General features: G+C 44.5%; 19 protein-coding genes and 1 pseudogene. 11 read left to right on the top strand and 9 right to left on the bottom strand.

The window, feature by feature from the left end; all coding sequences use genetic code 11:
• Nucleotides 1-31: 31 nt before the first annotated feature.
• Both ATY38_RS01665 and hemF read right to left on the bottom strand, forming a co-directional pair.
• Complete coding sequence (locus ATY38_RS01665; RefSeq protein WP_062557765.1) at nt 32-1,279, bottom strand: dicarboxylate/amino acid:cation symporter; 1,248 nt, start codon at nt 1,277-1,279, stop codon at nt 32-34.
• Between the two features lie 7 nt (nt 1,280-1,286).
• On the bottom strand, nt 1,287-2,183 hold the full coding sequence (gene hemF / locus ATY38_RS01660; RefSeq protein ID WP_062557764.1) for an oxygen-dependent coproporphyrinogen oxidase: 897 nt from the start codon (nt 2,181-2,183) through the stop codon (nt 1,287-1,289).
• 108 nt (nt 2,184-2,291) lie between these two features.
• On the opposite strand from hemF, the pseudogene ATY38_RS15710 reads away from it, so the two are divergent.
• From ATY38_RS15710 to ATY38_RS01645, 5 genes and pseudogenes are all read left to right on the top strand, one after another.
• Nucleotides 2,292-2,491, top strand: a pseudogene (locus ATY38_RS15710) (IS1595 family transposase); the annotation flags it as partial.
• A gap of 621 nt (nt 2,492-3,112) precedes the next feature.
• Complete coding sequence (locus tag ATY38_RS16370; RefSeq protein WP_235590361.1) at nt 3,113-3,406, top strand: hypothetical protein; 294 nt, start codon at nt 3,113-3,115, stop codon at nt 3,404-3,406.
• On the top strand, nt 3,387-4,172 hold the full coding sequence (locus ATY38_RS01655; protein ID WP_235590360.1) for a restriction endonuclease: 786 nt from the start codon (nt 3,387-3,389) through the stop codon (nt 4,170-4,172). Before ATY38_RS16370 ends, ATY38_RS01655 begins: the two co-directional genes overlap by 20 nt.
• A 589-nt stretch (nt 4,173-4,761) precedes the next feature.
• Entirely contained in the window at nt 4,762-4,974 is a 213-nt protein-coding gene (locus ATY38_RS01650) for a hypothetical protein (protein WP_062557763.1), read from the top strand.
• A gap of 529 nt (nt 4,975-5,503) precedes the next feature.
• Entirely contained in the window at nt 5,504-5,848 is a 345-nt protein-coding gene (locus tag ATY38_RS01645) for a hypothetical protein (protein WP_062557762.1), read from the top strand.
• 146 nt (nt 5,849-5,994) lie between these two features.
• Here ATY38_RS01645 and ATY38_RS01640 read toward each other — a convergent pair whose 3' ends face one another.
• From ATY38_RS01640 to ATY38_RS01630, 3 genes are all read right to left on the bottom strand, one after another.
• Nucleotides 5,995-6,846 carry an endonuclease/exonuclease/phosphatase family protein gene (locus ATY38_RS01640; RefSeq protein ID WP_062557761.1) on the bottom strand — a complete coding sequence of 284 codons (852 nt, stop codon included), beginning with the start codon at nt 6,844-6,846 and terminating at the stop codon, nt 5,995-5,997.
• 400 nt (nt 6,847-7,246) lie between these two features.
• Nucleotides 7,247-7,876, bottom strand: a complete 630-nt coding sequence (locus ATY38_RS16365; protein ID WP_062557760.1) for a PEP-CTERM sorting domain-containing protein — start codon at nt 7,874-7,876, stop codon at nt 7,247-7,249.
• Between the two features lie 382 nt (nt 7,877-8,258).
• Nucleotides 8,259-8,960: a glutathione S-transferase family protein gene (locus ATY38_RS01630; RefSeq protein WP_062557759.1), complete on the bottom strand. Its 702-nt coding sequence runs from the start codon at nt 8,958-8,960 to the stop codon at nt 8,259-8,261.
• Nucleotides 8,961-9,097: 137 nt separating this feature from the next.
• On the opposite strand from ATY38_RS01630, the gene ATY38_RS01625 reads away from it, so the two are divergent.
• Complete coding sequence (locus tag ATY38_RS01625; RefSeq protein ID WP_062557758.1) at nt 9,098-9,454, top strand: winged helix-turn-helix transcriptional regulator; 357 nt, start codon at nt 9,098-9,100, stop codon at nt 9,452-9,454.
• Nucleotides 9,455-9,517: 63 nt separating this feature from the next.
• Here ATY38_RS01625 and ATY38_RS01620 read toward each other — a convergent pair whose 3' ends face one another.
• The 4 genes from ATY38_RS01620 to ATY38_RS01605 form a co-directional block, all read right to left on the bottom strand.
• Nucleotides 9,518-10,891, bottom strand: a complete 1,374-nt coding sequence (locus tag ATY38_RS01620) for an ammonium transporter family protein (protein ID WP_062557757.1) — start codon at nt 10,889-10,891, stop codon at nt 9,518-9,520.
• Nucleotides 10,892-11,577: 686 nt separating this feature from the next.
• A complete protein-coding gene (locus tag ATY38_RS01615) occupies nt 11,578-12,084 on the bottom strand; it encodes a CNP1-like family protein (protein WP_062557756.1) in 507 nt (168 codons plus the stop codon).
• Entirely contained in the window at nt 12,081-14,063 is a 1,983-nt protein-coding gene (locus ATY38_RS16905; RefSeq protein ID WP_062557755.1) for a DUF3501 family protein, read from the bottom strand. Before ATY38_RS16905 ends, ATY38_RS01615 begins: the two co-directional genes overlap by 4 nt.
• Before the next feature lie 112 nt (nt 14,064-14,175).
• Nucleotides 14,176-14,595, bottom strand: a complete 420-nt coding sequence (locus ATY38_RS01605) for a rubrerythrin family protein (protein ID WP_062557754.1) — start codon at nt 14,593-14,595, stop codon at nt 14,176-14,178.
• A 480-nt stretch (nt 14,596-15,075) separates the two neighbouring features.
• Here ATY38_RS01605 and ATY38_RS01600 point away from each other — a divergent pair, with 480 nt between their 5' ends.
• The 5 genes from ATY38_RS01600 to asd all read left to right on the top strand — a co-directional run bounded on the left by ATY38_RS01600 (nt 15,076) and on the right by asd (nt 20,770).
• Complete coding sequence (locus ATY38_RS01600) at nt 15,076-16,221, top strand: MFS transporter (protein ID WP_062557753.1); 1,146 nt, start codon at nt 15,076-15,078, stop codon at nt 16,219-16,221.
• 80 nt (nt 16,222-16,301) lie between these two features.
• Complete coding sequence (gene leuC / locus ATY38_RS01595) at nt 16,302-17,720, top strand: 3-isopropylmalate dehydratase large subunit (protein ID WP_062557752.1); 1,419 nt, start codon at nt 16,302-16,304, stop codon at nt 17,718-17,720.
• 60 nt (nt 17,721-17,780) lie between these two features.
• Nucleotides 17,781-18,419: a 3-isopropylmalate dehydratase small subunit gene (gene leuD / locus ATY38_RS01590; protein WP_062557751.1), complete on the top strand. Its 639-nt coding sequence runs from the start codon at nt 17,781-17,783 to the stop codon at nt 18,417-18,419.
• 25 nt (nt 18,420-18,444) lie between these two features.
• Nucleotides 18,445-19,506 carry a 3-isopropylmalate dehydrogenase gene (leuB, locus tag ATY38_RS01585; RefSeq protein WP_062557750.1) on the top strand — a complete coding sequence of 354 codons (1,062 nt, stop codon included), beginning with the start codon at nt 18,445-18,447 and terminating at the stop codon, nt 19,504-19,506.
• 151 nt (nt 19,507-19,657) lie between these two features.
• Nucleotides 19,658-20,770 carry an aspartate-semialdehyde dehydrogenase gene (gene asd / locus ATY38_RS01580; RefSeq protein WP_062557749.1) on the top strand — a complete coding sequence of 371 codons (1,113 nt, stop codon included), beginning with the start codon at nt 19,658-19,660 and terminating at the stop codon, nt 20,768-20,770.
• The last annotated feature ends 259 nt before the right edge of the window (nt 20,771-21,029 follow it).

Raw genomic sequence — 21,029 nt, 5'->3', positions numbered from 1 at the left:
AACAGACCCTAGAAATCCAGAGAGCCAAAGCTTATTCGCCAAGTTTATCCCTATTAATCCAATGCTGTACCACCAGGCTTCCCACCATATCCCCCTCCACGTTGACCGCAGTACGCAGCGTATCGAGTATCCGGTCAACGGGCAGCAATATCGCGATCGCTTCAACCGGCAATCCAACAGATTGCAGTACCACCACCATCGTTACCATACCCGCACTTGGAATACCCGGTGCACCAATTGCCGCCAGCATGGCAGTTACAAATACAATCAACTGTTGCGAAAAGCTGAGCTCAATTCCTACCAGATTAGCGATAAACAATGCTGCAACCGCTTCATACAGCGCGGTACCATCCATATTCATCGTCGCGCCCAGCGGAATCACGAACCCGGCCACATCGCGTTTGACATGCAAATGCTGTTCAGCGCAACGTAACGTAACCGGCAGTGTCGCAGCACTGGAGCTGGTTGCAAAAGCAGTGATTAACGCTTCGCGTGCACCCAGCCAGAATTTAAGTGGCGTCATACCCGTAGTCAGATAAAGAATCATTGGCAGCACCACCAATCCATGCAGCAAAGTAGTTCCTAATACTATTGCCACAAACTTAATCATCGTTAACAACAAACCGGGATTTTGCGCAACCACTAACTGCAACACCAGAGCCATGATGCCAAGTGGTGCCAGACGCATAATCCAACCCACTAACATCATGATTAATTCCAGGAATTCCTGCATTAATGTCAGAATGTTGCGATAACGTTCCCCACCCACTACCAAGGCAATGCCCAATAATAAAGCAAATATCACTACCGCCAGCACATTGCCTTGCGCTAAGGCAGCGATCGGGTTCTGAAACAGCGAGCGCAGGAATTGTGCAAAAAAATCAGGTAGCGACATTTGTGTCGCGTGAAAACCCTGCATTGCATCCTGAAACATCGTAATTTGTAATTCGCCGCCAGGCTGCAATAAGTTAGCGGAAATCAATCCCAATATCGCCGCAAGCATCATCGTAGAAATAAAGAAAATCAACGCTATTTGCCATACGCGATTCATTTCTCGATGGGAACGTAAATTGGCCACGCCGACAACGATCGATGTAAACACCAGTGGAATCAATACCATCCGCAATAAATCAGTAAATAAGGTGCCGGCCAGCTTTGCGATGTATAGCCCACTTTGTACAATCACCGATTGTTGCTCCAGCACTGCAAGCCAGAAACCCAGCAATGCACCGGTAACAACACCGAGCAAGATTTGATTATTCAATGATATTGCGCGCATGGAGTGATTACACCCAGTCCTTGCCGATCAAAAAATCCGTATATAGTTTTTCCTCAGCGCTGCCTGCCATAGGTCTCCAGTCATAGCGCCATTTCACAATCGGGGGCAAAGACATCAGAATGGATTCAGTACGACCTCCTGTTTGTAAACCAAATAAAGTTCCACGATCCCATACCAGATTAAACTCCACATAACGGCCGCGGCGATAAGCCTGAAAATCGCGTTCGTTTTCGCCGTAGGGCGTATCTTTACGTTTCTCCAGTATGGGACGATAGGCGTTGAGGAAGTTTTCACTCACATTGCGAATGAGTTTAAAACAGGAATCAAAGTCAGGTTGATTCAAATCATCGAAGAATACACCCCCGATACCACGTGGCTCTTTGCGATGTTTCAAGTAAAAGTACTCATCGCACCATTTTTTAAAGCGCGGATAATAATCATCGCCAAAAGGTTGCAATGCATGTTTGCAAGTTTGATGAAAATGAATCGCATCTTCTTCATACCCATAATAAGGTGTCAAATCCATACCACCGCCAAACCACCAAACGGGTTCCGCGCCCTCCTTGCGTGCTTCGAAATAGCGTACATTCATATGCACGGTTGGCGCATAAGGATTGCGCGGGTGCAACACCAATGATACGCCCATCGCTTCAAACGAGCGGCCTGCTAATTCGGGACGAGCGGCGGTAGCTGATGCAGGTAATCCGGCTCCATAGACATGGGAAAAATTGACGCCACCGCGCTCCAATACATTTCCTTCTTCAATGACACTGCTCATCCCACCACCGCCTTCCGGACGATCCCACTGATCTTGTTTGAACGTTTTACCGTCCACCTGCTCCAGCCCGCTAACGATACTGTGTTGCAAATTAATAAGAAATTCTTTGATTCGTGACGTGTTCATGCAAGCTCCTGATTTTACTTTGTTGGTCTGATCAAAATTCGTATGTTCCGGACATTATTTTATTTTGAAAGCTTTAGACTAACAGACACAATCCGCCGGCCCAGAAAGATGTTAAGAAGCGGTAAATTAAGTGATTATTACATCAAAAAAATAATTCAATGTTTCTGTATTGATATCCCTGCTAGCAAAACAACCTTGTTGTTAGGTAAAAATCGTAACACGATTAACTGCCCGTATGGCATTTTCAGGCAGTAATTTATCGTTGCCGGGCAGCCCTTAAGAATAAGTTGTTAGGTAGAGTGGAAGTGGGTAAAGCCGCCACTGCCCAAGGCGGCATTGGCAATAAACTTGCAATTAATATTAGGATGTCTGAAAGTCGTTATCGATTGAAACAGTAACGCCGGAGATATAAAAAGAAACCCAGCACACCTATAAGGAAGAGAAGACGATGTGCTGGGTAGGGGTGCGTGAGGGCTTATTTTCACGCAATTAGGAGCCAAAAATGAAACAAGCATGAGTATAGTATCTGATAATTTATTTTATTGCAAATAATTCTCATTACCATTATTAAATGAAACTTCAATTCTTAACAAAATGGGATGGAATTTTCATAAACCAGAGGTTGTAGTAGTATGAAAACATTTAATTTTCATTAGAATTAGAGCTTAATATTTAATTTTCTCCAAGTTACTATGCGTATGTTTTATTAATAAAATTGATAACGTTACAAGGGAAGTTATAAGTATTTATAGTGGCTCAGGAAATAAGCGCAAAGTAAAAAGAGTCATTAGAAATTTTAAGAATACAAAAATACAAAGGCGAAGAATAAAGAAACGAAGACAAAGCCTATTGACGCAATGTATTATTCAATGAACACCGGTATTTAAATCATCAGTATTTCAGTAGTGCAAATGTTAAAAGGGGTAAAAATGGATTTTATTGATCAGCTCAGAGAATTGGGTTTAAGAATTGCAAAAATTAAAGACACGATTCAAACAGAGGAAGCAACGAAGAACGCAATGATCATGCCTTTCATCCAGATTCTCGGATACAACGTTTTTGATCCCTTGGAGGTTACTCCTGAAATCGTGGCGGATGTGGGAATGAAAAAAGGTGAAAAAGTTGACTATGCAATTTTAATGGATGGGAAACCTATCATCCTGTTCGAATGCAAGCGTAGTGGCGGTGATCTAAGTATTAATCATGCAATCCCAGTTATTTAGATACTTTCATGTAACAGATGCTCGTTTTGGTGTTTTAACGAATGGATTGGTCTATAAATTCTTCACTGACCTCGAACATGCTAACAAGATGGATGAAAGACCATTCTTTGAATTCAATATATTAGATTTTAAAGAGCATCATGTCGAAGAATTAAAGAAATTTACTAAGTCTTCATTTGATATTGATCAGATTCTAACTACAGCAAGCTACCTTAAATACACTCGAGCAGTAATGAATCTACTTTCTGGATGGATGAAAACCCCATCAGAGGATCTGGTCAGAATAATTTGTGGCGAGGTACATAATGGAAAAAGGTTTACCCCCGCATTAAAGGAACAATTTACACAGATAACCAAGGATGCATTTAATGAGTTGGTAGCTGAAAAAATTACTGAACGATTAAGAATGGCGATGGAGCCCTCCCAGAATACAAAACCGAACCTAGTTCCTGAACAGGAATCTGATGTGATTCAGACATCACCAGAGGAATTGGAGAGCTTTCACATTATTAGAGCAATTCTTTGTGAAACCATTGATCCCGACAGAATTGTTATGAGGGATGCGAAGAGTTACTGCGCGATTCTATTCGATGACAATAACCGCAAACCTATTTGTAGATTGAGAATGAATAATCCCTCCAAATTAGCATTGGGGTTATTTGACGAGAAGGACGAAAAAATAGTTTCTTTAAAGACCACATCAGAAATTTACAAATTTTCCACTCAAATAAAAAAAGCAGTAACTTTATATTTGAGCAGCGAATAATCCAAATATAACGAATGGCAAGAAGTAAATGACTATGTAACTCCTGACATGAAACCATTGGAATAAACCTAGAACTAACAGTGTTCCGGAAATTGTATCTCTGCGTAATGTGGCCTACAACGATGTTGTCTTGGAAATCAATCGGCCGGATACTCTTATTCCTCTGTCCCCATTACAAAAATTACTTAGGTACTGACTGAAATGAATTGATTAGAGCGCCGCATGCACCCATAAAAACAGCGCATTTAGTAGCAATAAATGCGCCGCTGAACTGAGAAGTATTGGCTTAACCCAGTTATCTTTGCGCCTGAAAGAACAAAGATAACTGGAAGATCCAGCTAAATTATATGGAGATAGCTAGCATCTGGGCTAATGATGCTTTAAATCGATCTATCAATCTGTACGCTAGCACACATAAATAATAACGAGTGGATTGAAACAAATTGTTCGTGCGGCTGAGCGGATACTTGCCCTGGTAAAGAAAAAGGGGGAACATCAACGTCCCTATCACTCATTGGTGAGTAAGCGCACAGATATAAATGCTTAAAGTTAAGATAATAGATTTCCTTTAAATTACTGGAAAACTATTATGTATGCAATTTCTCTTGCAGAAACAAAACCATTACATGCAGAAACCACTCCTCCCACACCTGTGCCTCCGGAAATTATACCGCCCCAAGAACAACCTCCAGAAATAATTCCCCCCGAATATGACCCATCGCCAGAAATTCCTCCGCAACCTATTTCTCCCGAGCGAATTCCTCCCGAGAGAGATCCGGCGCGGCAATTTCCTCAAAAATAAAATTCAAGGAGGCGTTCGTGTTTTGATAATTTGTTTCGATGTTTTTTATAGCATTCACCTGATATCTGACCATTGATAAGTATCCTAACGTACAGATGCTTAACTTTATATCAAGCATTCTTATACATACATTCCATTGAATGTTAATGGAGTATTATTATGGTTAAATTATTAATTTATCTACTATTGGCGGATTTCTGTTTGTTAGTGCGCATGCGTTTTTTTGAGATCCTTCTCAAACGCAGAACAATTCACCTGACAGGATAAATTCGCCCAATAAGGTTCAACAAGATAATTCTTCCGATAAAAAAGATAATGTTACACACAAAATTACGAGAAGAATGATGTTGAGATGGTGCCTAATCCGGAGCAAATGAACGATCAACGAAGGGATCCTGCACCCTTGAAATAACATTTTTCTGTGTTCCGCTCCGGCGGATTTGTGTTTATTTCAAAGCGTGATATCGTACATACATATTTAATATGTGAGTAATTGCATCACCATTATTTGTCATAAAGGAGAATTACTATGTTTCAAAAAAATAATTTTATACGGATGTGGACGTATATGATCGGCGTAGTATGTCTGTTGGCCAATGGTCTGGCCCTGGCTCAAAGTGATAGATCCAGCGTTATCCTGGAGAATGAAGCCGTGCAAAGATCCATTGATTCGCGAATTGGAAATAATCCTTCCGGAAGCGACCCCAATGATTCGACAGGATTACCTGCACCCGGACGCCCTTTTAATCCCCCTGGTATCAATGCTCCGCAACCATCCGGTTTCAATATCGACCGTCCCACGAGCCTACATTCACCCAATCCGTCAGCATTCAATCCCGGCAGCCCTTCTGGAGCCAATCAGGTTTATCCATAGTTTCATTTGACGATGGGAAGAAATTATTTCCCACAAAAATCAGTTTAATCCCAAGTCTGTAGGCAATTTTCCATTAGCTTGATGCAACTATAACCCGTTCCGGCGGGTTTGTTGAGCTATTTAATCGTAACAGGGCAAGCATTACGTCACCCGAGCTCCACCCATACCGGCTGATGATCCGAAGCTGCTGTTTCAGCATCAATGCCATGTATTTTGACGTGCTTTACTAATCCATCGGTAATCAGCACAAAGTCATAGCATTCTGCCCGGTCGACGAAGTCTACCGGGTGAATGCCGACGGTGGGTGCATGGGTTATGCCAGGATTCAGTACCGACCAGGTATCGTGAAAGTTTGGGGTGTCATTGTTGAATGGTGCGAGAATCTGTGCGAGTTCTGGCGCTGTGGCCGGGAAGTTGAGATCGCCGCACAATATTGCTTCCATCGGTCGGGGAAAGACTTCGAAAGATCCGCCCCGCTCTCCGGTTAGAAATTTTCGTTGCGATAGGGTATGCGCCTCACGATGCAAGTGGCGGATAGCATCTATCTGGACTTGGCGTTGATGGTGCGAGTAGTACTCGAGATGTGTCGTCATCACGCGCAACAGACCGGCCTCCGTTGTTGTAATGACCGCTTCCACCAGTACACGCTGCATGCTGGGTGTGGTTAATTCCGCTTGCCACGGCAACAGATGCCGCCAAATCTGACCGACAGGCAAGCGGGTGAATATGGCGTTGCCAAACTGACTGCGTCCACCAGAGCTGTCCGGTACATCGGTGGCTGCGCCATAGATTGCAGTATAGCCGGGCAATTGTGCTGAAAGTTCGGCAACCTGATTCTCGCCCCGGCTGCCCGGCAGGCCGGGGAAATTAACCGCGACTTCCTGCAGGCAAATGACATCAAATTCGCCTATCTGGCGGATTGTCCGGATGATGCGTGCAAGATCGACTCGTCCATCCATGCCACGTCCCCATTGGATGTTCCAGCTCAATAGTTTCATGATTTTTCTCCTTGTACACATTGTTGGACCGATAACTATGCTCGTCCTGATGGAAATATGCCAATGATCCTATTGATATTTTAATCGGATTGATCTGCGATTTGCACCCTTTGCAGCAACGGATATGGATCAATCGGAATGCGGCTGAGCTTAAATTTTATCCTGGCCTGTTACTACTGCGAGTTCAGAGTAAGCGCTTTATAAGTAGTTGGGATAAAACTCGTGCTTGATCCGATCGGCGTAATCGATCAAATTCTTTTTTGCCAGCCCGTATTCTTTAAGCGGCGATTCGATGAGGCAACCGATGTGTACGCCATTAAAGCAATTTAAACAGATGATTTCAATTAGCAAGTAAAAACGAGAGCATAAGCCCCCGTTTTAGTTAAAATCTGAATCTGATTTAAATTGCTGATTCTTTTCTGCGCCGTGCCATGAATCCCAGCAACCCTAGACCAGCCAAAAGCATTGCGTAGGTTTGTGGTTCGGGTATCGGCGCTGTTGGGTATTCAACTATTAATCCTCCCCAATACGACAATTCCTCCACATCATTCCATCTGCCTATGCCTACCCAGAACTGAAGCACCTCCTCATTTGCCCCAACCATGTCTGGTAGCGGTATTATTCCATCTCCACCGTATGTATCATTAGGTTCTACTGATGCCCAATTTGTGTATGACCAAGGTTCTCCTGTTACCCATTGCCAATTACTCCCCGGTTCAGGGCTACCTACTGGTTGAAATCCACCAAGAAAGAAAGTATCGAGTTCAGATGGCCCTCCTAGAGCGTTAATAATGAAGGAGTTCTCTGCGGCCGATGTAATGGTTGCTAAATGACCATTTACTCCTAGATATACAGAGTTCTCTGCCATAATTTTTGCCTCGCCCCATGTTATTCCCTCAGGGAAAGGTATTGCATCGTAGTAGTGTCCATTTGATTTCCATTGAACTGGCGAGGCTTGTGCCATGCTAACAACACCAGAAACCAGAACCATAAGCCCTAGCGCAAATCCATCTATTATGATCTTATTCATCGTAACTTCTCCTTGTATTTGTAGCCATTTTAGGAACCTAAGCCCCCGTTCTGAATTAATCTAAGTTAATTATTAGAATTGAATTATCCTCTCTAGCCAATAGATTAATTACTATAGTCAATATATTATTTCTTATGTGTCTCGGTTTGATGTAAATCAATAAGAGGCTAAATAGTATGAGTTTTTTAGCTGTTGTGATTATTGACCGACGTGAAGAAACTGATTACTTGCTAGTTTGGAAAGAATGAGTGAGAAATCGATTGATTAAGGATAAATGAGTAAATTTGCAGCGCTTTGCAGCAACGGATATGGATCAATCGGAATGCGGCTGAGCTTAAATTTTATCCTGGCCTGTTACTACTGCGAGTTCAGAGTAAGCGCTTTATAAGTTGGGATAAAACTCGTGCTTGATCCGATCGGCGTATTCGATCAAATTCTTTTTTGCTAACCCGTATTCTTTAAGTGGCGATTCGATGGGGCAACCGATGATATTGATGAGGAGTCCGAATGCGGATGCATCGAGTGTTGTGGGTTGATCGCCCAGGAAATATTTTTTGTTATCTAGCGTTGCAGATAATGCATCGATATCTTGCTTGCCTAGCGCGAATATTTCGTCTGGCTGGTGTCTGCCGGTACCATGACCGTAAATTTGTCGCTGGATTTTACGGCGTGTGCGATGAGCGACAATATCCTTGATAACAGGCGGTAATCCCCCGAAAATTGCCTGCTTGTTGATTTGCCAGTTTTCGTCCGTGTATTGCCAACGCGAATAAAGTGCGGCCCAGAACAGATGCTCTTCGAGTAAGCGCTGCATAGCAACCGATATTGCCAGTTCGGCATTGTTCAATGCTTTATCCAGATCCTTATAAGAAGATTTTAAATAAGTGATGATGAAACGCGAATCTCCAATAATTCTGCCGCTGTCTTCAATGTAGGGCAGTTTTCCTTTGGGCGCTCCTAGAGGCAATACAGGTACAATCTGATAATCAATTTCAGCCATTCGCAAGTAAGTTTCTATTTTGCAGCAGAAAGGACTTAAATTCGGGATACCCCAAGTACGTTCAAATTGATAAAGCTTTAGCATATCTTCAGCCTTCAGTGTGATTAATCGAGTGTTTGCTTGTATAATGCAAGTAACTTTATCGCATAAACTTGTTAATAGCAAGTGACTGTAAGGGTATTGCGTAATTCACTTTTTTATATCATAGAGATTAATGACCGATGGTTGATCCTGACGAACAAAACCACGAACGATCTTGTTGTCCGATAGCCTGTGCCCTGGATCATTTAGGGGACAAATGGACTTTGTTGATTATCCGGGACTTATTGTTGGGTAAAAAGCGCTATCAAGAATTTCTGGGATCACCCGAGCAAATTGCTACCAACATATTGGCGAATCGGCTTAAGAAACTGGAAGCTGCCGGTTTTTTAACGCAGCAGATATACCAGAAAAACCCGGTACGATACGAATATGTGCTGACAAAAAAGGGGGAGGATCTAAGACAGGTATTGCAAGCGCTAGTGGAATGGGGAAAAACATACTATCCAGGCACAGAAGTTTTTAAACCGTATGGGTGAAATAGTAGTTTTCCATCTTGGCGAGCGCCCCGTAATAAATTCCGGAGCGCTCAGTAAAAGAAATTATGCAATGGATTCCGGTTTCTCTCCGGTCTCACGGTTTTGCGTCGCGGCAATGTTGCTTTCTAATGTCATAACCCGTAATTCCAATCTTGCAATTAATGCTTTGGTCTCAGGAGATTCCATCGGAGCGTGCGGTTTAGGCGCAGAGCTTTGAATTTCCAAAGCCTCGACGCGCGTTTGTAGCTGCTCCGGAAGTTTTTCTGTTTCCGGGCCTGCAAGGTGTGTAAATTCCACGCTATCTTCATAAGGCTCACGTGTGGTGCCGGTTGCCTTGATAATGGCACCTGCGATCAAACCGCCAACAATCGCGATGATAAGCGTTATCATGATGCCATTAAACTGTCCGATTGCGATGCCGGGAACAACCAGGAACGCACTGAGGCCACCTAATAATCCGGGCATTCCGTGCAAATTATGCACACCGCAGGTATCCACGATTTTAAATTTCGATTCCAATAACGGTTGCAAAAACACATAGCCTAGAACAGAAAGTATTCCGGCGAGCAAACCGATACCGAAAGCGCCGGTAGGCGATACGACATCGCATACGGAACCGATAGCCACGCCCCCGGCCAACGCGGCATTAGCCATATCCACCATGGAGGTTTTGCCGTGATGCAGTTTGGAACTCAGGAAATAAGTGGCGATGGTTGCACCACACAATGCTAACAGGGTATTGGCCACAGTTTGCGGCATGTTCTCTAATGGCACTAACGCAGTGGCAAAGCTTGGCCAAAACAGCCACAGCACCATGGAGCCCAGCATTGCGAATCGATCCGAAGTATGATCCGATTCGATCAGTTTGCTGCGCTGATACTCGGTGGTTAAAACAATGGACATGCTCAATCCGAAATAAGCGCCAAAAGCATGAATGACCATCGAACCGGCGGTATCTTGAAATCCCGTGGTATAGCCGATGGCATCATCGAGCACAATCCATTCGTTCAGAAGATAAAGCGGAACAACTAACAGTGCCAGCAGGGCATATTGAAATACGCGTAAACGGCCCAATACCGCGCCCATGGCGATCAGGGTTGTAGCAACGGACAATTCTGCGAATAACAGCGAATCGAGCGTATGCGGCGATAGCTGGTGTCCGAAAATACCGTTTGCGCGTAACAGAATGTAGAGTGGAAGCCCTACTGCCACAACCAGATAGGTACCGGTTACCGCACCAAAGCCATAACGGCGCACGAATACCATTAGAAAACCGAAACCAATCAATAGCATGGCCAAGATATGAATAATGTAATTATACTGCGCGACAACACGCGCTTCACTTAAAACGGGCGTTTCTGCACTGACTAAGCCGCTGAAACTCAGGAGAAGCATGCCGATTGCTCCTGATAGTATCGGATTAAAGCTTTTATTCATGTGATTTTCCTTATTTTAGTGATTTCTCGGGTTACTCCTCGACGAGATCCAGAGGAAGGGGCATAAGCTATTAAAGCTACAAAACCCCACCGAGAGTGTGAGCTTTAATTACCTTAAAGACAATAGGGATTAGAGAAAAAATTATGAAGTGGACAGACTGCAGAGGATTCCACAATCGTTTGGTGCAGGATGATGCGTTACAGAACCGTGGTTTAGTATAGTCAACAGACCGGGATGTGGTTTTTGGGATCAGGGGCTGGAACTCTGGTTCGCTGGGTTTGAAATGCCGATTTCATTATCTTGCATCATCCGGTGTATCGTAAGGAATGGTGTCGATCGGAGGATTGTGGCTCTGCATGCTGGCGAGACCGACGGATGATTTATTGGCTTAATCACTGATGTATGGGTATGTAGGGGGATAAGTCGAGAATTGAGAATATTGTTGATGAATATATCTTTGTTTCTTTTAATCTCTTTGGGTTCAACTCCTCGCCTTTTGAGGCGAAGGCTGGTTGAAAACAAGTAGATTGAAGAGTGCAGTTAATACCCCGCTGATTGCGGCGGGTGCTTTATTCTATATTGGTAATTCTATGCCTGATCTTTTTCTTTCTCGTGTGCAGCGGGCGGGCCTGTTAGAGGATTTAATTCGGGCGTTGAATAGTGTGACGTGCGAGAGTGCCGCTCACCTAGCGGTAAATAGTACGATGTATCCCGGCTTTTAAAGCTTGAATAGCATCTTCCGTGCTGGTTACGATTTGACGATGCGGACAAAAGATATTTTTAGCCAGTTCACGTTGCGCGTTAAGTTGCTGCACCAATTCAATTTTTTGCCATTCCGGTGTACGAGGTTGTATCCAGGTTTTATCATCTCTTCCGAGTGCATACAGTTTTCGTTCGCTGGTAGCGCAACGGATGCCCTCGTAGCTGACATTGAGTGCGCCTGTCGATGATTTGACGACTAAAGTAAAACGGATTACGCCATCTTCACCGATATTAATGGAAGTCGGATCCACCAAATACTGATTACCGGAGACAACGCCCGCATCGAATTCCATCAGGTTTGTCGCATCGGGGTAAGCAGGGAGTTGTGCCAATTGCTCGACCCACGGCTTGTCGCTTTCAAATTGATCCTTGAATGGCGGCTTGGCACAGGCCAGCAGCAAGAGGCAGAGTAAAATACAAATTCGTTTCATGCGCCGGATAAATCTTTCAACAATGAGGCGCGGATATCGTTGTCGAGTTTGTCAATGGATGCTTGATAGGCGGGATGATCAACACCCAAACTCAAAGCCGCGTCGCGATGAAGCGATTGAATCATCTCGGAAGTGAGCTCAAAGCGAAGAAAATGTACCGCTGATGTTTTTTCGCTATTTTCCCGTTCAAGATCCTCGTCAGCGATTGCATATACCGGTGTATGCTCAGCAATTCTGACCCACACCTTATCTTCTATACCGATCAAATCGGCCAATCTGGCGGCACGTACTGCAGGATCGGGGTATTCAATCAACATCGTGGCCTTCCAGTTATGCCCATCCGGAATCAACGGGGTGTATGTTTCAAGTTCGTGCAGGATTTCATCTTCTTGAAAAATACGCTCCACATACAACATTTCCTGGATTTGATAGCGAATAGTTAAGGCGTCTTCGAAAATAAGGGTGATATTTTCTCCCAGCGGAATTTTTCGCGTTTTTTTATGCGCCATCACCTGGACGCGAAAATCATTGCGGATTTTGGCATATGCTTCCAGTGTCAGTAGATCATCGCGGGTAATTTTAGTCATGTATTTTTCAGTAGGAGTGGATTGGGTAACCGGCGTAAGGTCATCAGCCGATTGGGGTGTGGAGTCAGCATCGTAAGCCATGCGTAACAAAGTTAGCGGGTGGAGTTTTTGTGCCTTGCTTTTACCGATACCTTGCTCGATATGCCGCCCAGCAATGGCGCAATCCGAACTTATGTAATCCGGATCGGAGGCAGCCATTTGTTTGAAAACGGGGCGGCCTATTTTCATCGAATCCGCAAAGTGCTCGCTTTTCACACCCCAGGTTCCATCATGACCCGAGCAGCGTTCGACAGTGTTGATGGTTGTTTCCGGAATAAGCTGCAGTATATCGCGTGTCTTTTTTCCAATGTTTTGTACCCGTTGATGGCAAGGGATATGATAAGCCACGGTGCCGAGGGGTTTCTTGAAATCCGTTTTGAGCAATTTATCCTGATTTCTTAATGCCAAGTATTCAAATGGGTCAAACATTGCAGCGGCGACGGCCTGAACCGTTTCATCCTCTGGAAATAATAGTGGTAATTCCTGTTTGTACATCAAGGTGCAAGAGGGTACCGCGGAGAGAATGGCATATCCTTCCCGGGCTAATTTCAGCAAAGGTGGAATATTTTTATTTTTAAGTTTTTCCACCGTGTCCAAGTCGCCCAGTTCCAGCTTAGGCATCCCACAACACACCTCTTTTTCAACCAGACAGGTGGGAATCTCGTTATGTGCCAGTATTTTTAATAAATCGTGCCCAATACCGGGTTCGTTATAGTTGATGTAACAAGTCGCATAAATGGCAACTTTTCCGGGCGTGCGCGTACCATCAATAACAGGGAAGCTGGGATTGGATTGCGCATTTGAACGAAATTTCCGGGTTGTATACTCCGGTAATTTTCTTTCGGCATGAATTCCCAACACGCTATCCATCAGCTTCCGTGCGGCGGGTGCTTTGTTCACTGCATTAACGGTTTGGACCACGACAGGAATAGTGGCTAATTTACCCATCAGGTCGGTGCTTGACAGCAATTTGTCTCGAAACCCTGCACCCTGGTGCTTATATTTGACTGACTTCGCGCGCAGCATCAAATGCGGGAAATCGATATTCCATTCATGCGGCGGTACATAAGGGCACTTGGTCATAAAGCACATATCGCAGAGATAACAGCGGTCAACCACTTCCCAGAACTGGTTTTTATTGACGCCATCCAATTCACCTGTAGTGCTTTCATCAATCAGATCAAACAGACGTGGAAAGGCCGTGCATAAATTGACGCAACGCCGACATCCGTGGCAAATATCGAAAACCCGCTCCAGTTCCTGGTTCAAGCTGGTTTCGCTATAAAAATCAGGATTTTTCCAATCGATGGGATGGCGCTTGGGTGCTTCGAGACTGCCTTCGCGGGTGGTCATAATAAGTTTGGCATATTAAAAATTTTGAATAAGACGATGCCGGGGTTTAACCAAAAAGTCGATCTGGAAAAATCCCCGGACTTTTAACTACGCAACCATATAATCGTGCGAATTAATCAGCTAAACCATCCAACGCACGCTGGAAGCGATTGGCATGCGAGCGTTCGGCCTTGGCTAGGGTTTCAAACCAGTCGGCGACTTCATCAAACCCTTCGTCGCGAGCTGTTTTTGCCATGCCGGGATACATGTCGGTGTATTCATGTGTTTCTCCCGCAATGGCAGTTTTCAGATTGTCACGAGAAGCGCCAAAGGGCATGCCGGTGGCCGGATCGCCACAATTTTCCAGGTATTCCAGATGGCCGTGGGCATGACCTGTTTCGCCTTCGGCGGTAGAACGAAATACGGCAGCCACGTCATTTTGCCCTTCTACATCCGCTTTAGCTGCGAAGTATAAGTAGCGCCGATTGGCTTGAGATTCTCCGGCAAAAGCGGCTTTCAGATTACCTTCAGTTTTAGATCCTTTAAGTTCCATCATTTTCTCCTTTTTGATTAATATGTAGTTATATTTGATATCGATGAAGAAATGTATTTATGTATTGCACAAAAAAAATCAAGATTAGCTGATAGTTGAAGGTATGAGGTAATAGTTGCAGCACCTTGTCAACATTCTCTTAATCTATTCAGGACATGGTGAGTACGCATAAAATACAAAATCCGATCTGTTCAGGGAGACTATCGAAGGGCTTGTGGATTGTCAACTATCTGCTTGCAGATCCTTTTGAGACGGATAAATTATCCGGTTGATTCGTAATCCGGATTTACGTTATGCATGATTCATCCTGTCGAGTAAAGGCAGTGTAAGAACTTTGCTAATATTCATCGCGAGCTTGCATTGCTGTAAAATCAATTGATTTGATTGCAGCAGATTATTTGCTGTTATGTTTTGATTCCGTGAATTCCGTATTTCATTTTTATCAACAATTCTTTGTTTAATCGCTGCATCATCTAGCGTATGCCCTCACTTCCTTACTGGCGCCTTTCCGGTTTTTATTTCTTCTATTTTGCTTTTATTGGGGCTTTTGCACCGTATTGGAGTTTGTATCTCCAGTCATTATCGTTTAGCGCATTGCAAATCGGTATTCTGATGTCCTTACTGTTGGTTACGCGCATCTTTTCTCCAGCTGCCTGGGGATGGTTGGCGGATCATACAGGCAAGCGAGTCTGGGTGGTGCAGATCGCGGCAATAAGCGGCTTTGTGAGTTTCTGCGGTTTTTTTGCAGGCACAGGGTTCGCCTGGATTTTTATCGTCATGTTGTTGATGAGTTTCTTTTGGAGTGCTTCACTGCCATTGATGGAAGCCATTACCTTGTCTCATCTGGGAGATTATACCGATAAGTATGGGCGGATCCGATCCTGGGGGTCGGTTGGATTCGTTGTGGCGGTGATCGGAATGGGTTATCTTTTGGAGGTGGTGGAGATTATCTGGCTGCTTTGGATCCTTTTAGGGCTCAAGCTGGGTATTGTGATTTTTTCTTATCATATTCCTGACAAAGAAATCATGCACTACGCTACCGGATTGCTTTCGATACGGCAGATATGCTTGCGCCCGGAGGTGATGGCATTTTTACTGTCCAGTTTATTAATGCTGTTTGCGCATGGCGCTTATTACACGTTTTTCTCCATTTATCTGGTTGAGCATGGCTATGATAAAGGGTTTGTCGGGTGGTTATGGGCAATTGGCGTGATTTGTGAAATTGGAATTTTTTTTATCATGCCATGGCTGATGCAACGATTTCTGCTAAAGCACATTCTGCTTTTCAGTTTTGCTTGTGCCATACTTCGTTTTGTATTGATAGGCCAATACGTCGAGTGGCCGCTGATTATTGTCATGGCGCAGATTTTACATGCAGCGACCTATGGGGCGCATCATGTCGCAGCCATGATGGTGATTCATCAATTCTTTCAGGGGCGCCATCAAGCCAAAGGTCAGGCGATTTATACCAGTATCGCCTATGGGATGGGCGGAGCTTTGGGGGCGGTGTTCAGCGGTTATACCTGGGATTGGCTGGGAGCGGACAACACCTTTTTTATGAGCGCCGCAGCAGCGCTGGCGGGCATGATTCTAATTGCATGGAAAATGAAGTCATTCAATCATTAACGCGCGATAGTGTGGTTGGTTTGTTGAATCAGTAAACTTTATGGGATAATTACATATTAAGTTCGATTTTATTTTTACTGATGCAAACTTTATACGACAAGCTTTGGAATCAACATATAGTGCACACCGAATCGGATGATCCGGGTAGCATGGCACTGATCTATATTGACCGTCATTTAGTGCATGAAGTGACCAGCCCGCAAGCATTTGAAAGTCTCAGGCTGGCTGGGCGAAAGCCCTGGCGCCTTAACTCCATATTGGCCGTTGCAGATCACAATGTTCCGACCACTGACCGCAGCCAAGGTATTCATGATCCTATTTCCCGCTTACAGGTCGATACACTGGATCAAAATTGCGATGAACTGGGAATTACCGAATTCAAAATGAATGATCTGCGCCAGGGTATCGTACATGTCATTGGTCCTGAGCAAGGCGCGACGCTACCGGGAATGACAGTGGTTTGTGGCGACTCGCACACCAGTACGCATGGCGCATTTGGATGTTTGGCATTCGGTATTGGCACATCAGAGGTCGAGCATGTGCTGGCAACGCAATGTTTGTTGATGAAAAAATCCAAGGCCATGCGCATTTCGGTGGAAGGTGAATTGGGGCTGGGGGTTACTGCCAAAGATATTGCTTTGGCAATTATTGGTAAAATTGGCACTGCGGGTGGAACAGGTTATGCAATCGAATTCACAGGCAGCGCTATCCGCGCGCTATCAATGGAAGGACGAATGACGCTGTGCAATATGGCGATTGAAGCCGGTGCACGTGCAGGAATGGTGGCTGTAGATGATACGACCATCGATTACATTAAAGGACGGCCGTTTGCTCCCAAGAACGAACTATGGGATAGCGCTGTTGCATTTTGGCGTACGCTGCATAGCGATGCCGATGCGGTGTTTGATCGCACAGTGGCATTGGACGCTGCGCAGATCGAGCCGCAAGTGACTTGGGGTACTTCTCCGGAAATGGTGACAACAATCGATGGAGTCGTGCCTGATCCCGCACATGTTCCTGATGAAGTGAAACGACATGATATGCAGCAAGCATTGAATTACATGGGACTCAGTGCCAATACTCCGATCCAACAGATTAACCTGGATAAGATTTTTATCGGTTCTTGCACCAATTCACGTATTGAAGATTTGCGCGCAGCGGCACACATTGTCAAAGGAAAACATATCGCGGCTAATATCAAGCTGGCGCTGGTGGTTCCAGGATCAGGCTTAGTCAAGAAACAGGCCGAGCAAGAAGGATTGGATCAAATTTTTCTCTCGGCTGGATTTGAGTGGCGTGAGCCTGGCTGTTCCATGTGTTTGGCAATGAATGATGATCGCTTAACCGCTGGTGAGCGTTGTGCTTCAACCTCAAATCGAAATTTCGAAGGTCGTCAGGGACCTGGCGGAAGAACGCACTTGGTTAGCCCTGCAATGGCTGCTGCTGCTGCGATTGCAGGACATTTTGTTGATGTGCGTAAACTTAATAACGAGCGATGAACAACAGTTTTTTTGCTGTTCGCAAATCACACCCATAATTCGGTAGCTAAATATAAATTAATGGAAAAGTTCCAAACAATTACTGCGCTGGTGGCACCAATGGATCGCGCTAATGTTGATACGGATGCCATCATTCCGAAGCAGTTTCTCAAATCAATCAAACGCTCGGGTTTTGGTCAAAATTTATTTGATGAATGGCGTTATCTGGATCATGGTGAACCAGGTATGGATTCATCGCAACGTAAACCGAATCCGACGTTTGTATTAAATCAACCCCGCTACCAGGGTGTTCAGATATTGCTGGCGCGTGCAAATTTTGGGTGCGGATCAAGTCGTGAGCATGCTCCTTGGGCGCTCCAGGATTATGGCTTTCGCGTCATTATTGCGCCCAGTTTTGCTGATATCTTTTTTAATAATTGTTACAAGATTGGTTTATTGCCGGTTGTTCTTGACACGGCGGTATTGGACAATTTATTTGAAGAAGTAAAATCAACAGAGGGATATCGGTTGACGGTAGATCTCCGGAATCAAGTCGTAATTACACCCAAAAGAGAAGAATTTACATTCGAAATTGATATTTTTCGTAAACAGTGCTTGCTAAATGGTTTGGATGATATTGGCCTGACTCTGCAGCACGCTGAAAAAATTAGTCAATTTGAGCAGAAACGACGCAATGAACAGCCCTGGCTGTTTATGTGAGTGACCGTTTGATAAGTGGGATAAAATGAAAATTGCTGTGTTGGCGGGCGATGGTATCGGGCCGGAGATTGTTGCTCAGGCTGTTCGTGTATTAAATGCACTCAAAACTGATGGTTTGGGCATTGAACTGGAATACGGATTGATCGGAGGCTGTGCGGTTGATGCCACCGGGGAACCGTATCCTGACGCCACCCATCGCTTAACCAGTCAGGCGGATGCAGTTCTCCTGGGTGCTGTGGGAGGGCCGCAATACGATAATTTGCCGCGCCAGCAGCGCCCTGAGCGTGGTTTGCTTGCGATTCGCAAGAAACTTAATTTATTCGCTAATTTGCGCCCCGCAATGCTTTATCCAGAACTTGCCAATGCTTCCAGTTTGAAATATGACGTGGTTGCGGGTCTCGATATCATGATCGTGCGTGAATTGACCGGCGATATCTACTTTGGTGAACCGCGCGGGATTGAAACCCGCGACGGTGAACGTGTTGGGTTTAATACGATGATTTACAGCGAAAGCGAAATACGACGTATCGCACATGTTGCATTCCAAGCCGCTGTTAAACGTCAGGGTAAATTGTGTTCGGTAGATAAAATGAATGTGTTGGAATGTACGCAATTATGGCGTGATGTGGTTACCGAAGTTGCTAAGGAATATCCGCAGGTTATTTTGTCCCATATGCTGGTTGATAATGCTGCCATGCAATTGGTTCGCAATCCCAAACAATTTGACGTCATGGTCACGGGAAATATGTTTGGCGATATATTGTCTGACGAAGCTTCCATGTTAACCGGATCCATCGGCATGTTACCCTCTGCATCCTTGGATGAAAATAACAAAGGGTTATATGAACCCATTCATGGTTCAGCCCCCGATATCGCCGGAAAAGATATCGCTAATCCGCTTGCAACAATACTATCAGTAGCTATGATGCTGCGCTACACGTTCAATCAGGAAGAGATGGCGAGGCGCATAGAAAATGCGGTTAAGAAAGTTTTGGCGGCGGGTTACAGGACAAAAGATATTGATGAAGCCGGTATGAAATCCGTGGGTACAAAGGCCATGGGGGATATGGTTTTGGCAATGCTGTAATTATATTGGATGACAAATGATTGCATCTTTACGAAATAAAGGTGTAATTAATACACTAATCATTTTGTATCCTTTTATAAAGTAAGTTAATATTTATACGGTTTTTTTTATTTGATTAACGGATTGTCAATTTTAGAAAAAGAGATAAGCAATGAAGCAAGTTGGTTTTGTGGGTTGGCGTGGAATGGTCGGATCTGTGCTAATGCAGAGAATGCGGGAAGAAGAAGATTTTTCTCTGATCGATCCTGTTTTTTTTACAACCTCACAGAAAGGGGGCGTAAGCCCTGAAATTGGCAAAGAAACACCGTCGTTAAAAGATGCTTTTGATATTAATCAACTGAGCGCGATGGATATTATCATTTCCTGTCAGGGTGGGGATTATACACAGAGGATTTTTAAGCAGTTGCGACAATCAGGTTGGCAAGGATATTGGATTGATGCGGCTTCAGCATTGCGTATGGAAAAAGATGCCGTGATTATATTGGATCCGGTCAATAAACCTGTAATTGAGCAGGCGCTTCATGATGGGGTAAAAAATTATATTGGCGGTAATTGTACCGTTAGCTTGATGCTAATGGCGGTTGGCGGTCTTTTTGAGAGAGGTATGGTGGACTGGATGAGCGCCATGACTTATCAAGCTGCATCAGGTGCTGGTGCTAAGAATATGCGCGAACTGCTGCAGCAAATGGGTGAAGCACATCGAGTGGCGAAGGATTTGCTAGATAATCCTGCTTCCAGTATTTTGGATATTGATCGCGAGGTTGCTGGAACATTACGTGATAAAAAATTTCCTACTGAAAATTTTGGCGTTCCACTGGCGGGCAGCCTGATCCCCTGGATCGACAAGGAAGTCGCTAATGGACAAAGCCGGGAAGAATGGAAGGGGCAGGCGGAAACCAACAAAATTCTTGGAACGAGCGACCGGCAAATTCCGGTTGATGGCATTTGTGTGCGTGTCGGTGCAATGAGATGTCATAGCCAAGCATTAACTATCAAACTAAAACAAGATGTACCCTTAGATGAAATAGAAGAAATTATTGCAAATTCAAATGATTGGGTAGAAGTTGTTCCCAACGAGAGAGAAGCAACAACTTCACAGCTGACGCCAACCGCAGTAACGGGTACTCTATCAATACCGGTAGGACGATTACGCAAACTGACAATGGGCGGTGAATACTTGTCTGTTTTCACCGTGGGTGATCAATTACTTTGGGGTGCTGCAGAACCATTGCGCAGAATGCTGCGCATATTGATTGCACACTAAATGTCTTTTATCGATATCCTTAAAAAATAGCCGAATGTATTTTATCGTTTCGAGTTTAATCCTTCGTTACTTAACGAATAGTGGTAAATAGAACCAGCAACTTGAGGAACATATATTTCGCACCTTGCATGTATTGTAAGGTGCCATAACTGATTATGGGTTTGCTTGAAATGAATTCCCGTAATCTGGAGCATAATTGCAGCGAGTGTGATTGTGCTGCAATACTGGCCTTTCGATATTTATTTCCAAAAAACTAGAG

The organism is Nitrosomonas ureae (assembly GCF_001455205.1).
In the GTDB taxonomy this organism is placed as follows: Bacteria; Pseudomonadota; Gammaproteobacteria; order Burkholderiales; family Nitrosomonadaceae; genus Nitrosomonas; species Nitrosomonas ureae.
The sequence above is the reverse complement of the archived record's forward strand: the minus strand, read 5'-3'. Positions and strand labels throughout refer to the sequence as shown.